Raw genomic sequence first — 17,350 nt, forward strand, 5'->3', positions numbered from 1 at the left:
TGGCCGCCGCACAGTCGGTCCAGAGCCGTCGCCGGCCTTGTCCGGACTGCGACCCGTCTCCGGTAGTTCCAACACGCCTGGCCAGGTTCCACCTATCGTGTCCCGGCTCAAGTCACTCACCGTGGCGACGTCGAGGGGCCGCCAACTATCGGTTCCAATCGCCAGCTACCGGTTCCAGTCACACAAGTCAGCTTCGGGCCAAGCGAGTTGCCCGGCAACAAAACAAGCATGCATGCTTGCTTTATCGCCCGCCCGCTGCCAGGCTGCTGCCCGTTGGTGCGACGGTGCGAGACACGCGGCGGCAGGGGAGACTTGCGGTGTTGCGGATCGGCAATGCGTCAGGCTTCTACGGAGACAGGTTCTCCGCCTTCAGGGAGATGCTCACCGGCGGTGGGCTGGACGTGCTCACCGGGGACTACCTGGCCGAACTGACCATGCTGATCCTCGCCCGGGACCGGCTGCGGGATCCGCAACTCGGTTATGCCAGGACGTTTCTGCGGCAGATGGAGGAGTGTCTCGGGCTGGCGCACCAGACGGGGGTGCGGATCGTGGTCAACGCGGGCGGTCTCAACCCGGGCCGACTGGCGGACGCGCTGCGCGAGTTGGCCCAGAAACAGGGAATTCCGCTGCGGGTGGGACAGGTCGTCGGCGACGATCTGCTGCCCAGGGCCGCCGAGTTGGGGCTGCCGGACGGCCTGCTGGCCGCCAATGCCTACCTCGGCGCGTACGGGATCGCCGAGTGCCTGCGCGGCGGTGCGGACCTGGTGGTGACCGGCCGGGTCACCGATGCCGCGCTGGTGGCCGGACCAGCCGTCGCGCACTTCGGCTGGGGCCCGCAGGAGCTGGACGCCCTCGCCGGGGCGGTCGTGGCCGGCCACGTCCTGGAGTGCGGAGCCCAGGCCACCGGTGGCAACTACGCGTTCTTCCAGGAGCACGACGTGCGTCGCCCCGGGTTCCCGATCGCCGAGATCGAGGCGGACGGCAGCAGCGTCATCACCAAGCACCTCGACACCGGCGGCGCCGTCACCGTGGAGACCGTCACAGCCCAGCTGCTGTACGAGACCGGCGGGGCGCGCTACGCGGGACCGGACGTCACCGCACGGCTGGACACCGTACGGCTGAGCCAGGACGGACCCGACCGGGTCAGGATCAGCGGTGTGCGCGGCGAGGAGCCGCCGCCCACCGTGAAGGTCGGGCTGAACCGGCTGGGCGGCTGGCTGGGCGAGGTGGTCTTCGTCCTCACCGGGTTGGACATCGAGGCCAAGGCGGCCCTGCTGCGGGAGCAGCTGGAGCAGGCGCTGGATCCGCGCCCGGCCGAGCTGCGCTGGACCTTGGTCCGGACAGACCATGCCGACGCCGGTACCGAGGAGACCGCCTCCGCCCTGCTGCGGCTCACCGTGCGGGACGGTGACCAGCGTCCGGTCGGGCGCGCTCTGAGCAGCGCGGCGGTGGAACTGGGCCTGGCCAGCTACCCCGGATTCCACCTCACCGCCCCACCTGGCCCCGGGACTCCGTACGGGGTGTTCGAGGCCGTCCACCTGGACGCCGGGGCGGTCGCCCATTTGGCCGTGCTGCCGGAAGGGCGCAGCGTTCCGGTGCCGCCGCCGACCGCGACCCGGGAACTCCGGCCCCTCGAACAGCCGTCGCTGCCACCGCCGCCCATGCCGGGCCCGACCCGCCGGGCGCCGCTCGGGCTGCTGGTCGGCGCCCGCAGCGGTGACAAGGGCGGGGACGCCAACCTCGGTGTCTGGGCCCGCAGTGAGCCGGGCTGGCGCTGGCTCGCGCACACCCTGACCGTCGACCTGCTGCGTCGGCTGCTGCCCGAGACGGCGGCGTTGACCGTCACCCGGCACCTGCTGCCCAACCTGCGCGCGGTCAACTTCACCATCGAGGGCCTGCTCGGTGAGGGCGTCGCGGCGCAGTCCCGGTTCGACCCGCAGGCGAAGGCGCTGGGGGAGTGGCTGCGCGCCCGCCACCTCGACCTTCCGGAGGAACTGCTGTGACCGTCCTGACCACCCGGCTGGATCCGGCCGGGCCCGAGTACACGGCCAACCGGGACGCGATGCTCGCCAAACTGGCCGAGCTCGACACCGAGCACGCCAAGGCGCTGGCCGGCGGCGGGCCCAAGTACGTGGCACGGCACCGCAGCCGGGGAAAGTTGCTGCCGCGCGAGCGGATCGAGCTGCTGATCGACCCGGACTCGCCCTTCCTGGAACTCTCCCCGCTCGCCGCCTGGGGCAGCGACCACCCGGTCGGCGCGGCGCTGGTCACCGGTATCGGCGTCATCGAGGGCACCGAGTGCGTCATCACCGCCAACGACCCGACCGTGCGCGGCGGCGCCAGCAACCCGTGGACGCTGCGAAAGGCCCTGCGCGCCAACGAGATCGCCCTGCACAACCGGCTGCCGCTGGTGAACCTGGTCGAGTCCGGCGGTGCCGACCTGCCCAGCCAGAAGGAGATCTTCATCCCGGGTGGTGCGCTCTTCCGCGACCTGACCCGGCTCTCGGCGGCCGGAATCCCCACCGTGGCGGTGGTGTTCGGCAACTCAACCGCCGGAGGCGCGTACGTGCCCGGCATGTCGGACCACACGGTGATGGTCAAGGAGCGGGCCAAGGTCTTCCTCGGCGGCCCGCCGCTGGTGAAGATGGCCACCGGTGAGGAGGCCGACGACGAGTCGCTGGGCGGCGCCGAGATGCACGCCCGCACCTCCGGGCTGGCCGACCACTTCGCGCTGGACGAGCCCGACGCGCTGCGGACCGCCCGCCGGATCGTCCGCCGCCTGCACTGGCGCAAGGCCGGACCCGGCCCGCGACTGGACGCGCCGCCACCCAGGTACGACGAGGAGGAGCTGCTCGGCATCGTCCCTGGTGACCTCAAGGTCCCCTTCGACCCGCGCGAGGTGATCGCCCGGATCGCCGACGGCTCCGACTTCGACGAGTTCAAGCCGCTCTACGGCCCGAGCCTGGCCACCGGCTGGGCCACCCTGCACGGCTACCCCGTAGGCATCCTGGCCAATGCGCAGGGCGTGCTGTTCAGCGCCGAGTCCCAGAAGGCCGCCCAGTTCATCCAGCTGGCCAACCAGCGCGACATCCCGTTGCTCTTCCTGCACAACACCACCGGCTACATGGTCGGCCAGGCGTACGAGCAGGGCGGCATCATCAAGCACGGCGCGATGATGATCAACGCGGTCTCCAACAGCAAGGTCCCGCACCTGTCGGTGCTGATGGGCGCCTCGTACGGGGCAGGGCACTACGGAATGTGCGGACGGGCCTACGACCCGCGCTTCCTGTTCGCCTGGCCGAGCGCCAAGTCGGCGGTGATGGGACCGCAGCAACTCGCCGGCGTGCTCTCGATCGTCGCCCGGCAGTCGGCGGCGGCCAAGGGGCAGCCGTACGACGAGGACGCCGACGCCGCGATCCGGGCCATGGTGGAGCAGCAGATCGAGGCCGAGTCACTGCCGGTCTTCCTGTCCGGACGGCTCTACGACGACGGCGTGATCGACCCGCGCGACACCCGAACCGTGCTCGGGCTCTGTCTCTCCGCGATCCACAGCGGCCCCGTCGAGGGCACGCGTGGCTACGGCGTCTTCCGGATGTGAGGGCTGACTCATGATCAACTCCCTGCTGGTGGCCAACCGGGGCGAGATCGCCCGCCGGATCCTGAGGACCTGCCGTGAACTCGGCATCGCCACCGTCGCCGTCCACTCCGACCCGGATGCGGACGCTCCGCACGTCCGCGAGGCCGACACCGCCGTACGGCTGCCCGGAGCCGCACCCGCCGACACCTATCTGCGCGCCGACCTGGTCATCGAGGCGGCGCTGGCCGCCGGGGCGGACGCCGTCCACCCCGGGTACGGGTTCCTGTCCGAGAACGCCGAGTTCGCGCGCGCCGTCCAGGCCGCCGGGCTGACTTGGATCGGCCCCTCACCCGAGGCGATCGCCGCGATGGGCTCCAAGACCGAGGCCAAACGGCTGATGGCGGCGGCCGGGGTCCCCGTGCTGACCGTCGCCGCCGAACCCACCGAGGACGATCTGCCGCTGCTGGTCAAGGCGGCGGCCGGTGGTGGCGGACGCGGTATGCGGATCGTCCGGCGGCTCGCCGACCTGCCGGACGCGCTGGCCTCGGCCCGAGCCGAGGCGGCGAAGGCCTTCGGTGTGGCCGAGGTCTTCTGCGAGCCGTACCTGCCGACCGGGCGCCATGTCGAAGTCCAGCTGCTGGCCGACCACTTCGGCACGGTCTGGGCCCTGGGCGAACGGGACTGCTCACTGCAGCGCCGCCACCAGAAGGTGATCGAGGAGGCCCCGGCACCGGGCCTGTCGCAGCGGGTCCGGGCCGAACTCCACACCGCCGCCGTCGATGCCGCCCGAGCCATCGGCTACACCGGCGCCGGGACGGCCGAGTTCCTGCTGGCGCCCGACGGCCGGATCTTCTTCCTGGAGATGAACACCCGCCTCCAAGTCGAGCACCCCGTCACCGAGTGCGTCACCGGCCTCGACCTGGTCGCGCTGCAACTGCGCATCGCCGAAGGCGAGGCACTGCCCGCCGAGCCGCCCGCGATCCGGGGCCACGCGATCGAGGCGCGGCTCTACGCCGAGGATCCCGAGCGCGACTGGCAGCCGCAGACCGGCACCCTGCACCTGCTCCAGCTCCCGGACGCACCGGCCGAGTTCACCACCGGGACCGGGGACACGGGGCTGCGCCTGGACTCGGCGACCGCCGGGCCCGCGGTCATCGGCGTCCACTACGACGCCATGCTCGCCAAGGTGATCGCCTGGGCCCCGACCCGGGCCACCGCCGCCCGCCGACTGGCCGACGCGCTCAGCCGCGCCCGCATCCACGGGCTGACCACCAACCGCGAGCTGCTGGTCGCCGCGCTGCGCCACCCGGCCTTCCTGGACGGCCGGCTGCACACCGGGTTCCTCGCGGAACACGCCGCCGAGCTCGCCCCCGGTCCGCAGAAGCACACCCCGCTGGCCGCGCTCGCCGCCGCCCTCGCGGACGCCGCCGCCCGCCCCGGCGCCTTCCCGTCCGGCTGGCGCAACCTGCCCTCGCAACCCCAGCTCAAGCGCTACCGCGGGCCGGACGGCACCGAGTACGAGGTCCGCTACCGCCACACCCGCACCGGCCTGCAGGCCGAGGATCACCCCGATGCCCAACTGCTCGCCGCGACCCCCGAACACGTCACCCTCCGCACCGGCGGCCTGACCCGCACCTTCGAGATCGCCGTCCACGAGGACACCGTCCACCTCGACTCACCACTCGGCGCGCTCACCCTCACCGCACTCCCGCGCCACCCCGAGCCCGCCGTCCACACCGACCCCGGCGCACTGCTCGCCCCCATGCCGGGCACCGTGGTCCGGATCGCCGTCACCGTCGGTGAGCAGGTCGAGGCCGGCCGGCCGCTGCTCTGGCTGGAGGCGATGAAGATGGAACACCGGGTCTGCGCGCCGGCCGACGGGCTGCTCACCGAACTCCGCGTCACCCCGGGCCAACAGGTCGAACTGGGAACCCTGCTGGCCGTCGTCCAGCCCTGACTAGGCGTCAGGCACTCGCTGGGTGCACGACGCCACGGCCGGTTCCCCGGGCTGAATCGTCCATGCGAAGACCGCTCACGGAAGAGGACCACACCCATGTCCGTGTTCACCGAATCCCCCGAGCGCCAGGCCCTGCGCCGCGCCGTCTTTGAGCTCGGCCGCCGCTACGGCGCCGGGTACTTCCAGGCCAAGGCCCGGGCCGGGCAGCCCACTCACGAACTCTGGTCGGAGGCTGGCAAGTTGGGCTACCTCGGAGTCAACATACCGGCCGAGTACGGCGGTGGCGGCGCCGGCATCAGCGAACTGGCCATCGTCCTGGAGGAACTGGGCGCCGCCGGAACGCCGTTGCTGATGCTGGTGGTCTCACCGGCCATCTGCGGCACGGTGATCGCCCGGTTCGGCACCGATCAGCAGAAACAGCAGTGGCTCCCCGGACTCGCTGACGGAAGCCGCCGGATGGCCTTCGGCATCACCGAGCCGGACGCCGGCTCCAACTCCCACCGGATCGGCACCATCGCCCGCCGCGACGGCGCCGACTGGCTGCTCTCCGGTCGGAAGGTCTTCATCTCCGGCATCGACCACTCCGACGCCGTCCTGTTCGTCGGCCGTACCGAGGACGCCACCACCGGCAAGCTGAAGCCCGCCCTGTTCATCGTGCCCCGCGACACCCCGGGCTTCGAGTACCGGCCCATCCCTATGGAACTCGTCACCGCAGAGAAGCAGTTCCAGGTCTTCCTGGACGACGTCCGGCTGCCCGCCGAGGCACTGGTCGGGGACGAGAACGCCGGGCTGATGCAGCTGTTCGCCGGCCTCAACCCCGAACGCATCATGACCGCCGCCTTCACCCTCGGCCTCGCCCGCCAGGCGCTCGGCTCCGCCGTGGAGTACGCGCGCACCCGCACCGTCTGGGACACCCCGATCGGCGCGCATCAGGGGATCGCCCATCCGCTCGCCCAGTGCGCCATCGAGGTGGAACTCGCCCGGCTGATGATGCAGAAGGCCGCCGACCTCTACGACAGCGGTGACGACGTGGCGGCGGGCGAGGCCGCCAACATGGCCAAGTACGCGGCGGGTGAGGCCGCCTGTCGCGCGGTCGACCAGGCCGTGCAGACCCTCGGCGGCAACGGGCTCACCCAGGAGTACGGCCTGGCCGCCCTGATCGCGGCCACCAGGGTCGCCCGGGTGGCGCCGGTCAGCCGGGAGATGGTGCTCAACTTCGTGGCCCAGCACACCCTGGGCCTGCCCAAGTCGTACTGACCGGTCGGCCCCGCCGGGTACGCGCTCTGTTCCCGGCGGCTGCCGTTGGCCACCCTGGGGTAGCGAGTACTCGTACCGATCCCGCCGAACCGGAGGCACGTATGGCGTTTCGCAGCGACCGTCCCGACATCGCCCCTCTCGAACTGCCGATCCACGACGCGGTACTGGCCACCGCGGAGCGGCACGCCGAGATCCCCGCACTCGTCGACGGCGTCACCGGAGAGTCCGTCAGCTACGCCCAACTCGACACCGGGAGTCGGCGGGTGGCGGCCGGACTGGCCGAGGCCGGTGTCCGCAAGGGCGATGTGGTCGCGCTGTACAGTCCCAACACCATCGCCTACCCCGTCGCGCTGTACGCGGCCACCAGGGCCGGGGCGACCGTCACCACCGTCAGTTCGCTGGCCACCGTCAAGGAGCTCACCGGCCAGCTGCGCGACAGCCGGGCCCGCTGGATCGTCACCGTCTCACCCTTCCTCGCGGCCGCCGCCGAAGCCGCCGGCGTCCTCGCCCAGGAGGGGCAGCCGATCCAGGAGATCTTCGTCTGCGACCGGGCCGAAGGCCACCGCTCACTCACCGACCTGCTCGCCTCCACCGCTCCCGAACCGCAGCCGCGGATCGACCCGGCCACCGACATCGCCGTGCTGCCGTACTCCAGCGGCACCACCGGACTGCCCAAGGGCGTGATGCTCAGCCACCGCAGCGTCTCCAGCAACCTGTTCCAGACCGAGTCGATGCGCCGCACGGAACCGGGTGAACGCATCCTGGCGGTCCTGCCCTTCTTCCACTACTACGGTTCCGAAGGGAGAGTTTGCCGCCCCTGAGGCACGGGTCGGTGGAAGCCTCGGGGCGGCTGCTTTGGGGTGGGCCAGCGCTGCTGGCCCTTCTTTCATTTCGGGACCTGTTGCGGTTCGGCAGGCCGTAGCGGATGCGGCCGGGAGGTTTACCACCACGTGGTGAGGACGTGGGCAGCTGCAGCGCCTAGTCGTGGAGGGTGGCAGAAAACGATCTTCCTGAGTGGATCCGGCAACACCGCCGGGAGGTTGGCATGCGCCTGCGCGACCTCCGCGTCGAGCGAGACCTGACACAGGCGCAACTCGCGGAGATGATCGAGATCGACAGCAAGGCGGTGTCGAGAGCCGAGAACGGGCACTACAACATCGGCATCGACTTGATTGCTAACGTTACGATCTGGCGCCTGTTCAAGAGCGATCCTTTGGCTGGGGGACGCCGTACGGCTTTCGGCGCCCCCCAGCGGGATGGGTCAGCCGCCCCAGTTGGTGTCCATGGCAATGAGCGTGCCAGCCGACACGGGCGCCTGAGGCGCAGTCTGGGCGGCGATCGTGGCGTCGGCCTGGGGAGCCGAGTCTGCCGATGCCTGGCCCGCGCCGACGGCGACAATCGCCGCGGCTAGGGCCAGCACTATGGCGGTGCCGGTCTTCTTCATGCTGCTCCTCTGACGCTTGGCAGGCCGGGGAAGGTGCGCCCGATTCCGGATCGGGCCTGCCTGCGGTCCAAGCACAGTGTGCGAGCAACGCGCATGTCAACCGGTCGTATGGCGGTTTCCCGTTCATGATCCCCCCATGGATCGCCAGGTCACAGCTTGTTGGTGGCGCATCAACTTGCACTTTCAACGATCCCCCGCTGACCGTGGGTTCACAACCCAACTCTGGCGAACTTTTGCGCAGGCGCACTAAAGTTCGGCCGTGACGCCATACATAGGGCCCCGAAAGCCAGTCATTACCGAGGGCGCCATCGACCTCTACGGCCGGATCCTGGCTGGCGAGCAGCCTGGCGACGCGGACTGCGATGCCACCGCCCAGCTGCGCTTCCTTAACCTGGTACGCGAGGACCCGACACTCGGCTTCGTCGTCGTCGACCCGGCCTACGTTGGGGCACAGTGGGCCGCGAGTCTCTACAGCGAGGCTGCGCGCGCGGTGGAGAACGCGGCGGCGGTAGGAGATGCCCTGCGACCTCTCCAGCGGGTCTACGACAACAGGCCTGTTGGGGCGACAGGCATCATCGAGTACTTGTTGGGGTCTGCGGCTATCAACGACCGTCTGGGCCAGGTCCTCGGAGGGTGCACTACCGAACTGCTGGTCTGCCAGCCCGGGGGACCTCGTAGCCAGGAGACCTTGGACGGGACTTTCGATCGGGACATCGCGACGTTGCGCCGCGGCGTGAGGATGCACACCCTGTACCACGAGGAAGCGCGGTCCGGGGAGGCGATGTCGGCCTGGGTGTCGACGATGACCGCGGCCGGCGCCGAGATCAGGACGCTTGCGGAGCCCTTCCAGCGGATGATCATCATAGACAGGCGAATCGCGGTAATCCCGGGCAACGAGATCCTGATCACCAGCCGGGAGGCAGTCGCCTACATGGTGAACGACCCCGGAGTGGCGGAACACCTTGCCAAATCGTTCGAACGGGACTGGGCACGGGCGGATCCGTGGGGACGCCAGCCAACGGGGACACTGACCGAGCGCCAGGAGATCATCATGAAGGGACTGGCGGCTGGCGACAGCCAGGTGGTGATCGCCCGGAGGCTCGGGATGTCCAAGCGGGCGATGGCCGAAGCCATCGCGGAGCTGAAGGACGCCTACAACGCGAAGAGCCTGTTCGAGCTGGCCCACAAGTGGACGCTCAACGCTGGAGGGCCCGCGTAAGCCTCCGCACCGTCGCAGCGTCGGCGCTCCCGAGGTGGATAAGCGGGATGCCGGCCATGACACCGCGGATGTCGATGCCGAGAGACGGCAACGTGATCCCAAGCGCGACCAGTTGGGCTCTGAACTCCTCGGAAGCCTCCAGGGCCTCGCGCCAGGCATCCTGTCCGTTGACCATGTCATCCTTCCTGATCTGATGGGGAAGTGGGTGTCGTCGTACAGCCGACGTGCCGGTCGATGGCCTCCTCGCGGTCGTTGATCGGCCACCTGTAGCGGCCGCGCCCGTAGGCGCCGCAGTGGATGCAGTAGCCGTAGGTCATCTCGTCCGGCGAGGCGGTCGGGTCGGGGACTTCGCGGTACTCGGCCTGCAGATCGTCGGCTGGCGTCATGACGGTTCTTCCCTGGGCACCATGAGCCAGGGCACCACCGCGACGTGCGCGTAACTACGGTGCGCCTGCTCCTCCTTGATGTGCTCGAACGGCCACTTCTGCGCGTCCTTGAAGTCCTCGTGCACGGGCCCTTCGGCGCCGCACGGCTTGCCGTCCTCGTCCTCGGCGAGGCACCGGTACATGTGCTGGATCGGCTGTGCGTCAGGCTCACGGTCCGGCGTCAGGGTCCAGTCGAGGAATCGGAAGAGCTTACGGGGCATGATGCTGTTCTCTCAGGGGCGGTAGACATTGCTCAGCTGGTAGGCACCCTTGTCGGGGCAGTCGGGGGATCCGCACTCACAGAACGGGAAGCCACTCGGGACGCCCCTCGGAGCGAGAAGCTTGTCGGCTTCGACCAGGTCGTAGTCGTCCAGCGGACGCCAGCCCTCCGGCGGGGTCACCCGCTGGCGTGCCTCCGCCTTGTACTCCTCAGAGGTCTTCGCGGCTCTCATTGGCCTTGCACCACGCAGGCGATGCAGCGGCCCCGGTCGCGCACCACCAGGTCGCTGACGCGCTCCGGCGGGGCCACGCAGTCGAAGTGCAACTGCACATCGCGGGCCCCACACGTCCGGCACGACAGGCCGTCGTGAGCGATGGACTCCTGGGCATGCCCGATCACGCCCTCACCGCCATCGTCCTGAGTAATCATCAGATTTCTTTCTCCTCCCGGCAATCAAGCCAAGCTCGCGCCTTCACGCCCCTATCCTCGGAAGTGGCGCACGCCGCAGGAAGACAGCGCATGTCCGCAGGTGTCCGCACCTGCGCGGACACGCGGACGCAAGGGAGATAGCAGGTGAGCGAGACCTTTGCGCAGGCACTGAAACGGTTGCGTGGCAGCCGCTCGATCCGAGACCTCGCGCTCCTGGCAGCCTGCGGCAAGACCGTGATCGGCGACCTGGAGACCGGCCGCCGACAGCCGACCATGACGATCGCCGCGGCGCTCGATTCGGCGCTCGGCGCCGGAGGTTACCTGCGTGACCTCGCCGGCAACCCGCCGGGGACTCCGGCGACCGTCCGGGCCGCCCAGTTCCAGGCTGGTTTCGCCGAGCAGTTAGCCGCCGGGCCGATGACTCCGACGAGCCTGGAGGAATGGGAGGTCACCATTGCTCGCCACGGCAGGGCAACGCGCTACCGGCCCGAGGCGGAGATCCTGGACGACCTCCTCGCCGACTTCACCGACCTGCGCGCTCTCCTTGGGTACCGGCATCCGCCGGCGATACGGCGCCGCCTGCTCTCCGCATGCGCCTCACTGTCCGGGCTCCTCGCGCTTACCTTGCTGAAGTTGGACGATCCCGGCGCTCGCGACTGGTGGCGTACTGGGCGTGCCGCCGCCGCTCAGGCCGAGGACCGTCCGGTTTTGGCGTGGATCTACGCGCAGGAGTCCTACCAGCTCTATTACGGCGGTGATTTCGCCGGTGCTCTCGACCTGGCTATCCGCGCTCAGCAACTGGCTGGCGGTCTCCCGTGTGTTGCTGACGCGCTGACGGCGCCTTTGGAGGCCCGGGTGCATGCCCGAGCCGGTCGCAGGGACGAGACGGCTGATGCTCTCCGACGTGCTGAGGTCGCGCTTGCACGCCTTGACCCTGTCGACCAGCAGGCGTCAGCGTTCGGCTACGACGCTGCCCAGCTTGCCTTCCACTCTGGCAGTGCCTGGACCCTGCTCCACGACACCACACGGGCGTGGGATCAGCAGCAAAGGGCCATTGAGCTGTACCCGGAGGAGAACCGCCTCGATCGGGCGTTGGTCGCGCTTGACCGGGCGGAGTGCCTGACATGGGATGGCCACATCAGCGACGGCGCACATCTGGCCGCTGGAACCGTGGCAGCGCTGCCTACCGAGTTCCGCAGCCCGATCGTTCTCTACCGTGCTCGGGACGTTGCGGCTACCGTGCCTGAGACCGACCGACGACTGCCGGAGGTGCGGGTGCTGCAAGAGCTTCTTGCCCTGCCCTCGGCCGGATGAGAGGCATGCCAATGGCGCTGGAGATCATGACTGCGACCACGGCGGAAGCCGAGACGATCGCGGCGATTCTCGGTGAAGTCGAGGAGTACTACGGCGGCACGAACACGCCGCCGCCTCTCGGCGATGTAACGGCCGCACTGTTCGGGCCGGTGCCGGCGGCGACGGTCATCCTCGCAAGGGATGGAGAGCAGGTAGCCGGACTTGCCGCCGTCAGCCGCCTCTGGCCAGCCACGGGTGCCGACATCTCGCTCTACTTGAAGGAGCTCTACGTCCGGGCCCCGTACCGGCGCCGCGGCACCGCCCGCATGCTCATGGCCGCCGTCCACGAGCACGCGAGGGAGCTTGGCTGTTCGAGGGTGGAATGGACGGCGGATCGCGACAACCCGCCCGCACTGGAGCTGTATAAGGCGCTTGGCGTGACCCCGCACCAGGGGAAGGTCTTCTACCGGTCGGAGGTCTGATCCGCCTGCGGGCTGAGCGGCCATCGCTGAACGCGAAAGCGCCCCCGCCCGGCCGGAGCCGAGCGGGGGCGAGTCAGAGCTTTCCGCTCGTGATGAGCAAGGGCACGAGTATGGCAAGGAGCGGGACGATGACCGCCCCGACCATCCAACGGCGGGTCTCCTGAAGGCGCCGCACGTCGTCCACCCGGGCCGCCTTCAGAGCAGCGACCTGGTCTGCGAGCACACGGTGTCGTTCATCCTGCGCGGCTTGTTGTAGAGCCAGAACCTCGGAGTCGACCTTGCCCTCGACCCGCTGCGCGAGTGCACGAATGTCCTCTTTGATGTCCGCCAGCCCCGCGTCAATGCGGCGCCCGAGCTCGCCGAGCGTGAGTTGCTGCTCGTCAGGCACGAGCGCCTCCGGTGGTGGGTGGGGTGGTGCTGGGCAGGGAAGGGCGGCGCCGCGATCTGATACTGCGGCGGCGCAGGTCAGTTCTCCGGCAGGACGGCGGGGCGGGCGGTGTGCGGGGCCTGGTAGCCGGCGAGGAACGTGAGCGCGGTCGGGATCAGCGCGATCAGTGGTGCCTGGAGCCAGCTGGGCAGCGGTCCGAGGAGGGAGTTGTCGGCCTGGACGGCATTGAGGACGGCGACGGCGATACCGGCGAGGAACGCCGCGGTCGAGCTCGCCTTCACCTTGGCCTCGATGGGTGCGATGGGCATGCTGAACTCCTCTCGGCTCAGGTGACGTTGTCCGTGCGGAAGGCGCAGGCCCAGGTGGCGGGGCCCACGATCCCGTCCTGCGTCAGGCCCTTCTCGGCCTGGAACTGGCGGCAGATCGAGGCGGAGGCGGGGCCGTACCAGCCGTCGACGGTGATGTGCCAGCCGCGGTCGGACATGCGCTGCTGCCAGGCGCGCACGTTGGAGTCGTGAATCTCGGGGGTCTGCAGGCGGAGGTACTCGCCGGGCCAGGCTGGGCCGGACGGCGCGAACGACAGGGCCCAGGAGCTGAGCGCGTCGGTGCTGTCGAGGTGGCAGTAGTCCTGGTCGACGGGGTTGTCCGAGTACTGGTGGAAGAGCCAGTTGGCTCGGATCCCGGGGTCGCCAGCGGAACGTCCGGCGGTGGCTATCCAGAGGAAGTCGGCGACGTAGCCGGTGGTGTCGACGTTCTCCCAGTAGTCGAAGTTGCAGTACATGCCGACCGGGTTGGCTGGCGCCTTCTGCTTGACGTACCGGAGCCACGCTTCCTTGTAGGCGAGCTGATCGGCGTGCGACACGCCACTGTTGGCGCTGTCGTAGCCCTCCCAGTCCAGGACGAGGATGTCGCCGGGCTGCGGCTGGGCGGTCGCCAGGAAGCGGTCGGCCTCCGCCTCAACCGAGTTGGCCATGTGCGGGTAGTGGTAGTAGCCGACGACCAGGCCGTTGGCGCGGGCGTGATCCCGCTGGTCGGTCCACTCGGGGTTGGTGTAGCTCAGGCCCTCGGTGACCTTGATGAACACGAAGCTGAGGCCGCTCGTGTCGGGGTTGGAGGACTGGTAGCTGGCCCAGTCCTGGCCGTAGATACCCATGTTCAGTGCTCCTGGGATTCGGTGGCCGCCGGGTATTGGTCCCGGCGGATGGTGTTGTGGAGATGCCGGAGGTGGCGGCGGACGAGCAGGTGGTGGATGCCGACGACCGGCACCCAGATGACGTTCGCGGCGAGGTTGGGCCAGACCTGCAGCCACGCCTTCCACAGCCATGCGGCCATCAGCGGCCGGCCTTCGCCGCCGCGGCAATCATGTGGGCGTGGATCGCATCGATACGGGCCCGCGCCTCGGCGGCGACCAGCGGGTCGCGGATCACGATGAGCGCGTTGTCCTGCAGCCCTTCGCCGGACGCGGACCAGTTCGTGGAGCCGGTGATGACGTCGATGCCGTCGATCACCACCTCTTTGAGGTGCATGATCGCGCCGCGTTCCGAGCGGCCGACCGCCACCGACGACGCCGGATACGCCTCCCGGGCGAGGATCTCCCGCTCGTGGACCCCGCCGGCCTGGGAGGAGTCGAGGGTGAGCTGCACGACGATGCCCGGGTCGGCGAGCTTCGCCTTGATGATGTCCGCCAGCTCCGGATCGTCGAACCCGTACATGGCGATGGCGAGGCTGCGCTGCGCGGAGGCGATCAGGGTGCGGAGCGCCCCGTGGACGTCGTCGACCGGGCTGTAGAAGGTTCTGACGGCGGCGAGGTAGCCGGCCGGGAACCCGCCGGTCTTGTACTGGTCGAGGGTTGCGAGGTCGGGTAGGGCCATGGCTACAGCCCCTTGGCGGTGAGCCAGGTGTGGGCGGCCTGCGCCATGGCCATGTCGACCGCGGCCGGGCCGGGCGCCGGAGTGGGCGTCGGGGTCGGGGTGGTGGTCCAGGCGGGGATGGTGACGTCGCCCTGCTGGGAGAGCAGCCACTGCAGGTCCGCGGCGGCGAGGTAGCCACGACCTTGCTGGCCCCAGCTGGTGCCCCAGCTGTTCGTGAGCCAATACTCGCCGGTGGAGGCGTCGTATGCGGCGATCTCGATCTCGTGACCGCCCGCGACACCGGAGGACTGATCGACGGGGATCCTGCCGTCACCGGCGGGGTTGAACATGCTGTTCAGCCACGGGATTCCGATGATGACCGGGCTGGTCTGCAGCGCGGAGGTGAGTGCCGCAAGGCTGAACGCATGGGTGTAGCTGGCGGCCAGGCCGAGCGCCTGCAGGGCCTTGGCCACGCCGAGGCCGGATGAGCCGGTGTCGGTGGGCGGGTACTGGCCCGGGATCCCGTCCAGGATCGTCGCAAGCGAGTACAGGGCGACCGCGAACACCTCGTCCAGGGAGTGCTGACCGGCGGTGAACAGGCCGTGCGACGCCGCCGCCCCGGCGGGGCTGATCGTGACGGCGGTCGTGGCAGTCCGGCCGGCCGAGTCCGTACCGAGGACGCCGGTCCCGGCGTTACCGGTACACGAGCCGAGCTGACCTTGATCAAGAATGGCGATGCGACGAGTCCAGTTCACCGACTGGAGCGCTGTTTTGGGAAGGACGCCGTGGGCGTAGGCGAGCGAGCGGGGGTCGTGCTCGACGAGACGGCCGAGACGAGCAGTCATGAGGGTCTCCAGAGACGGAAAAGCCCCTGGCAACAGGCCAGGGGCGGCGGGGAGAACAAGGGGCTACTGCCAGCTGGGCGGCAGGCCGGGAGACGGCATCGGATCCGGCGGCGGCGCGGGCTCGGGCGTGCAGTCGCAGTTCGGCAGGGCGGCTGCGGCCGGGGCGGTGCAGGTGGAGCCGTGGACGAGGGCCGCGCTGGCGGCGCTGATCGGGTGCTGCGCGCAGGCGTATACCGCCCGGACCACGTCGTCGCTGGTGGGCAGCGGGCCAAACGCCGGCGGGTTAGCAGGGTCGGCCGCGGCAGTCTGCCGGTCCCGGGCGGCCTGCGCGGCAGCGACGTAGGCGGCGAGTTCCCCGGCAGTGAGGCGTCGGCGCCACTGCACGGCCGGGGTTGCGCCGCACAGGCCGCAGTTCGCCACCGGGGGGAGGGTCACGGCGGGGTGGAGGTTGGTCACGGCAGCCTCCTCAGGCGTGGTCCCAGATGAGCGACCACCAGGGGCCGCCGACGCCTGGGTTGGCGGTGGAGAGGGATCCGCCGGAGTTCTGCTGCGCGACGACCTGAAGGGTGTCTCCGACCGCGCACAGGGCCCTGAAGACCGCGTTGCACGTCGGGTAGCTGCTGGAGGCCGCCGCCGAGGACCAGGAGCCGGTCAGGCTGGAGCCGTTTTTCTGCACGTACACGGCCCGGTTGCCCGTCGTGTTGTTGGCCCAGCAGATCGTGTAGGAGATGAGGTACCAGCCGGCCGCCTGGATCGTGTACTTGGTGGCGTCGACTGACCCGTTGTAGCCGCCGTAGGAGTCGGCGTCGATGTTGTCCCAGGTGACGACGGTATTGGAGCCGGAGGTAAAGGACTGGGCGGTGGCCTGCCGGGCGACAAAGTGCGGCCGGTTCAGGTTGTACGTCAGACCGTTGTAGATGTTCGAGTTCCAGACCGCGGCGGTGAGGTAGTTGCCGGGGACCTCGGTGGCGATGGTGGGTGGGGGGATGTTGACCACGCTGCCTCCAGGCCGGTCGAAGGTTAGGGAGTTGGTCCAGACACGACCCAGCCGGTGGTCAAGGTCACGGTCGGACTGACGCCCGGGTCCTGCGGCTGCACTGTGGGGGTGCAGTTGCAGGCCGGAACGTGGGCCGGATCCGGGGCGGTACAGGTGGTCTGGTGGATGTGCGCGGCGGCGTCCAGGCCAATGGCGTGTAAGGCACAGGCGTACACCGCGTCCAGGTGGGTCGGGTCCGCGACGGACTTGCGGCGCCACTGGACCTCGGCCGGGGCCTGGCAGGCCGCGCAACCCGGAGCCTCAGGCATGGGACCACCTCACCCACAGCGCACTGGTCAGATCCGAGTTGATCGTCGTGTTGATGGCGCCGCCGGAGTTCTGCCAGGCGGCGACCTCGACGTAGTCGCCCGCATTGAGGTAGATGTCCCGCGTCGGGGTAGCCACGCCCGGGGCATTGAAACCTGGCGTCATGGCGAATGAACAGGCGCCGGCGATGGGGTTGCCGTTGACCTGCAAGCGGGAAGCCCTGGCCCCGGTGTTGTTCACGACGAACGCTGCGACGCCGCAGACCGTGTACCAGCCCGCGGCGCCCGACTGGCAGGTGTAGCGGCTGGAGTTGGTGGTGTTGCTGTGGCCGCCGTACGTGTCCAACTGGGTCGTGTCCATCGTCAGCGCCACCCAAGTCGTCGCGGCTATGGACTGGGCAGTCTGCTGAGTACCGACGAAGTCCGGCGGGCTGGACAAGAAGCCACCATTGACGGAGAGCGTGTTGGCCAGAGCCGAGGTGACGTAGTTACCCGGGACCACGGTCGGCCAGACGGGCACGGAAGCGGGCATGCCGAATCTCCCCTCCTACAGGGGTACGGTCAGTATGAACCGCCCCGGGTTCGGTGGGGACTCGATTTCGTGTAAGGATTCGAGTCATGGCACGTCCCACTTCCTACCCGCCTGAGCTGCGCCGTCGTGC

At 69.6% G+C, this 17,350-nt stretch carries 23 protein-coding genes and 2 pseudogenes; 9 read left to right on the plus strand and 16 right to left on the minus strand.

Annotation, left to right across the window (positions count from 1 at the left end; genetic code table 11):
• Window positions 1-317 precede the first annotated feature (317 nt).
• From ACWDAK_RS38115 to ACWDAK_RS38140, 6 genes and pseudogenes are all read left to right on the plus strand, one after another.
• Window positions 318-2,003, plus strand: a complete 1,686-nt coding sequence (locus tag ACWDAK_RS38115) for an acyclic terpene utilization AtuA family protein (protein ID WP_344640832.1) — start codon at window positions 318-320, stop codon at window positions 2,001-2,003.
• On the plus strand, window positions 2,000-3,598 hold the full coding sequence (locus tag ACWDAK_RS38120) for an acyl-CoA carboxylase subunit beta (protein ID WP_344640831.1): 1,599 nt from the start codon (window positions 2,000-2,002) through the stop codon (window positions 3,596-3,598). The genes ACWDAK_RS38115 and ACWDAK_RS38120 overlap by 4 nt, the downstream gene beginning before the upstream one ends.
• A 10-nt stretch (window positions 3,599-3,608) precedes the next feature.
• Window positions 3,609-5,534 carry an ATP-binding protein gene (locus ACWDAK_RS38125; RefSeq protein WP_344640830.1) on the plus strand — a complete coding sequence of 642 codons (1,926 nt, stop codon included), beginning with the start codon at window positions 3,609-3,611 and terminating at the stop codon, window positions 5,532-5,534.
• Window positions 5,535-5,630: 96 nt separating this feature from the next.
• A complete protein-coding gene (locus tag ACWDAK_RS38130; protein ID WP_344640829.1) occupies window positions 5,631-6,791 on the plus strand; it encodes an acyl-CoA dehydrogenase family protein in 1,161 nt (386 codons plus the stop codon).
• 101 nt (window positions 6,792-6,892) lie between these two features.
• Window positions 6,893-7,585, plus strand: a pseudogene (locus tag ACWDAK_RS38135) (AMP-binding protein); the annotation flags it as partial.
• 251 nt (window positions 7,586-7,836) lie between these two features.
• Window positions 7,837-7,953: pseudogene (locus ACWDAK_RS38140) on the plus strand (helix-turn-helix transcriptional regulator); the annotation flags it as partial.
• A 99-nt stretch (window positions 7,954-8,052) separates the two neighbouring features.
• Here the strand turns inward: ACWDAK_RS38140 and ACWDAK_RS38145 are convergent.
• On the minus strand, window positions 8,053-8,235 hold the full coding sequence (locus ACWDAK_RS38145; RefSeq protein ID WP_427396052.1) for a hypothetical protein: 183 nt from the start codon (window positions 8,233-8,235) through the stop codon (window positions 8,053-8,055).
• Between the two features lie 259 nt (window positions 8,236-8,494).
• Here ACWDAK_RS38145 and ACWDAK_RS38150 point away from each other — a divergent pair, with 259 nt between their 5' ends.
• Complete coding sequence (locus tag ACWDAK_RS38150; RefSeq protein ID WP_427396034.1) at window positions 8,495-9,454, plus strand: hypothetical protein; 960 nt, start codon at window positions 8,495-8,497, stop codon at window positions 9,452-9,454.
• On the opposite strand, the gene ACWDAK_RS38155 is transcribed toward ACWDAK_RS38150, so the two are convergent.
• Genes ACWDAK_RS38155 through ACWDAK_RS38175 form a run of 5 tightly spaced genes read right to left on the minus strand, consistent with a single transcriptional unit; the run spans window position 9,432 to window position 10,528 of the window.
• Window positions 9,432-9,629 carry a hypothetical protein gene (locus ACWDAK_RS38155; protein WP_427396035.1) on the minus strand — a complete coding sequence of 66 codons (198 nt, stop codon included), beginning with the start codon at window positions 9,627-9,629 and terminating at the stop codon, window positions 9,432-9,434. The two genes, ACWDAK_RS38150 and ACWDAK_RS38155, sit on opposite strands and share 23 nt — an antisense overlap.
• Window position 9,630: 1 nt before the next feature.
• Window positions 9,631-9,840: a hypothetical protein gene (locus tag ACWDAK_RS38160; RefSeq protein WP_427396036.1), complete on the minus strand. Its 210-nt coding sequence runs from the start codon at window positions 9,838-9,840 to the stop codon at window positions 9,631-9,633.
• Window positions 9,837-10,100, minus strand: a complete 264-nt coding sequence (locus ACWDAK_RS38165; RefSeq protein WP_427396037.1) for a DUF7848 domain-containing protein — start codon at window positions 10,098-10,100, stop codon at window positions 9,837-9,839. Before ACWDAK_RS38165 ends, ACWDAK_RS38160 begins: the two co-directional genes overlap by 4 nt.
• Window positions 10,101-10,112: 12 nt before the next feature.
• Window positions 10,113-10,331: a hypothetical protein gene (locus ACWDAK_RS38170; protein WP_427396038.1), complete on the minus strand. Its 219-nt coding sequence runs from the start codon at window positions 10,329-10,331 to the stop codon at window positions 10,113-10,115.
• Window positions 10,328-10,528 carry a hypothetical protein gene (locus ACWDAK_RS38175; protein WP_427396039.1) on the minus strand — a complete coding sequence of 67 codons (201 nt, stop codon included), beginning with the start codon at window positions 10,526-10,528 and terminating at the stop codon, window positions 10,328-10,330. The genes ACWDAK_RS38170 and ACWDAK_RS38175 overlap by 4 nt, the downstream gene beginning before the upstream one ends.
• A gap of 144 nt (window positions 10,529-10,672) precedes the next feature.
• On the opposite strand from ACWDAK_RS38175, the gene ACWDAK_RS38180 reads away from it, so the two are divergent.
• The gene (locus tag ACWDAK_RS38180) at window positions 10,673-11,842 is read left to right on the plus strand and encodes a helix-turn-helix transcriptional regulator (protein ID WP_427396040.1); all 1,170 of its coding nucleotides are present in this window, start codon (window positions 10,673-10,675) and stop codon (window positions 11,840-11,842) included.
• Between the two features lie 11 nt (window positions 11,843-11,853).
• Window positions 11,854-12,303: a GNAT family N-acetyltransferase gene (locus ACWDAK_RS38185; protein ID WP_427396041.1), complete on the plus strand. Its 450-nt coding sequence runs from the start codon at window positions 11,854-11,856 to the stop codon at window positions 12,301-12,303.
• A 73-nt stretch (window positions 12,304-12,376) separates the two neighbouring features.
• Here the strand turns inward: ACWDAK_RS38185 and ACWDAK_RS38190 are convergent, their stop codons facing one another.
• From ACWDAK_RS38190 to ACWDAK_RS38235, 10 genes are all read right to left on the minus strand, one after another.
• Window positions 12,377-12,691 (minus strand): hypothetical protein, encoded by a 315-nt coding sequence (locus tag ACWDAK_RS38190; protein WP_427396042.1) that lies wholly within the window; start codon window positions 12,689-12,691, stop codon window positions 12,377-12,379.
• Between the two features lie 77 nt (window positions 12,692-12,768).
• The gene (locus ACWDAK_RS38195) at window positions 12,769-12,999 is read right to left on the minus strand and encodes a holin (protein WP_427396043.1); all 231 of its coding nucleotides are present in this window, start codon (window positions 12,997-12,999) and stop codon (window positions 12,769-12,771) included.
• A gap of 17 nt (window positions 13,000-13,016) precedes the next feature.
• Window positions 13,017-13,844, minus strand: coding sequence for a GH25 family lysozyme (locus ACWDAK_RS38200; RefSeq protein ID WP_427396044.1), 828 nt, complete (start codon window positions 13,842-13,844; stop codon window positions 13,017-13,019).
• Window positions 13,845-13,846: 2 nt separating this feature from the next.
• The gene (locus tag ACWDAK_RS38205; RefSeq protein ID WP_427396045.1) at window positions 13,847-14,023 is read right to left on the minus strand and encodes a hypothetical protein; all 177 of its coding nucleotides are present in this window, start codon (window positions 14,021-14,023) and stop codon (window positions 13,847-13,849) included.
• Complete coding sequence (locus ACWDAK_RS38210) at window positions 14,023-14,562, minus strand: phospholipase D-like domain-containing protein (RefSeq protein ID WP_427396046.1); 540 nt, start codon at window positions 14,560-14,562, stop codon at window positions 14,023-14,025. Before ACWDAK_RS38210 ends, ACWDAK_RS38205 begins: the two co-directional genes overlap by 1 nt.
• Before the next feature lie 2 nt (window positions 14,563-14,564).
• The gene (locus tag ACWDAK_RS38215) at window positions 14,565-15,386 is read right to left on the minus strand and encodes a C1 family peptidase (protein ID WP_427396047.1); all 822 of its coding nucleotides are present in this window, start codon (window positions 15,384-15,386) and stop codon (window positions 14,565-14,567) included.
• Between the two features lie 63 nt (window positions 15,387-15,449).
• Window positions 15,450-15,842 (minus strand): hypothetical protein, encoded by a 393-nt coding sequence (locus tag ACWDAK_RS38220; RefSeq protein WP_427396048.1) that lies wholly within the window; start codon window positions 15,840-15,842, stop codon window positions 15,450-15,452.
• Window positions 15,843-15,852: 10 nt separating this feature from the next.
• Window positions 15,853-16,383 (minus strand): hypothetical protein, encoded by a 531-nt coding sequence (locus ACWDAK_RS38225; RefSeq protein ID WP_427396049.1) that lies wholly within the window; start codon window positions 16,381-16,383, stop codon window positions 15,853-15,855.
• 23 nt (window positions 16,384-16,406) lie between these two features.
• On the minus strand, window positions 16,407-16,691 hold the full coding sequence (locus tag ACWDAK_RS38230) for a hypothetical protein (RefSeq protein WP_427396050.1): 285 nt from the start codon (window positions 16,689-16,691) through the stop codon (window positions 16,407-16,409).
• Window positions 16,684-17,220, minus strand: a complete 537-nt coding sequence (locus ACWDAK_RS38235; protein ID WP_427396051.1) for a hypothetical protein — start codon at window positions 17,218-17,220, stop codon at window positions 16,684-16,686. Before ACWDAK_RS38235 ends, ACWDAK_RS38230 begins: the two co-directional genes overlap by 8 nt.
• Window positions 17,221-17,350 lie beyond the last annotated feature (130 nt).

It is taken from the genome of Kitasatospora sp. NPDC001175, assembly GCF_053598215.1.

Excerpts from the sequence above, each read along its gene's own strand:
- ACWDAK_RS38125 (WP_344640830.1), top strand. The coding sequence starts at position 3,609 with ATGATCAACTCCCTGCTGGTGGCCAACCGGGGCGAGATCGCCCGCCGG.
- ACWDAK_RS38130 (WP_344640829.1), top strand. The coding sequence starts at position 5,631 with ATGTCCGTGTTCACCGAATCCCCCGAGCGCCAGGCCCTGCGCCGCGCC.
- ACWDAK_RS38145 (WP_427396052.1), bottom strand. The coding sequence starts at position 8,235 with ATGAAGAAGACCGGCACCGCCATAGTGCTGGCCCTAGCCGCGGCGATT.
- ACWDAK_RS38155 (WP_427396035.1), bottom strand. The coding sequence starts at position 9,629 with ATGGTCAACGGACAGGATGCCTGGCGCGAGGCCCTGGAGGCTTCCGAG.
- ACWDAK_RS38160 (WP_427396036.1), bottom strand. The coding sequence starts at position 9,840 with ATGACGCCAGCCGACGATCTGCAGGCCGAGTACCGCGAAGTCCCCGAC.
- ACWDAK_RS38165 (WP_427396037.1), bottom strand. The coding sequence starts at position 10,100 with ATGCCCCGTAAGCTCTTCCGATTCCTCGACTGGACCCTGACGCCGGAC.
- ACWDAK_RS38170 (WP_427396038.1), bottom strand. The coding sequence starts at position 10,331 with ATGAGAGCCGCGAAGACCTCTGAGGAGTACAAGGCGGAGGCACGCCAG.
- ACWDAK_RS38175 (WP_427396039.1), bottom strand. The coding sequence starts at position 10,528 with ATGATTACTCAGGACGATGGCGGTGAGGGCGTGATCGGGCATGCCCAG.
- ACWDAK_RS38185 (WP_427396041.1), top strand. The coding sequence starts at position 11,854 with ATGGCGCTGGAGATCATGACTGCGACCACGGCGGAAGCCGAGACGATC.
- ACWDAK_RS38195 (WP_427396043.1), bottom strand. The coding sequence starts at position 12,999 with ATGCCCATCGCACCCATCGAGGCCAAGGTGAAGGCGAGCTCGACCGCG.
- ACWDAK_RS38200 (WP_427396044.1), bottom strand. The coding sequence starts at position 13,844 with ATGGGTATCTACGGCCAGGACTGGGCCAGCTACCAGTCCTCCAACCCC.
- ACWDAK_RS38205 (WP_427396045.1), bottom strand. The coding sequence starts at position 14,023 with ATGGCCGCATGGCTGTGGAAGGCGTGGCTGCAGGTCTGGCCCAACCTC.
- ACWDAK_RS38210 (WP_427396046.1), bottom strand. The coding sequence starts at position 14,562 with ATGGCCCTACCCGACCTCGCAACCCTCGACCAGTACAAGACCGGCGGG.
- ACWDAK_RS38215 (WP_427396047.1), bottom strand. The coding sequence starts at position 15,386 with ATGACTGCTCGTCTCGGCCGTCTCGTCGAGCACGACCCCCGCTCGCTC.
- ACWDAK_RS38230 (WP_427396050.1), bottom strand. The coding sequence starts at position 16,691 with ATGCCTGAGGCTCCGGGTTGCGCGGCCTGCCAGGCCCCGGCCGAGGTC.
- ACWDAK_RS38235 (WP_427396051.1), bottom strand. The coding sequence starts at position 17,220 with ATGCCCGCTTCCGTGCCCGTCTGGCCGACCGTGGTCCCGGGTAACTAC.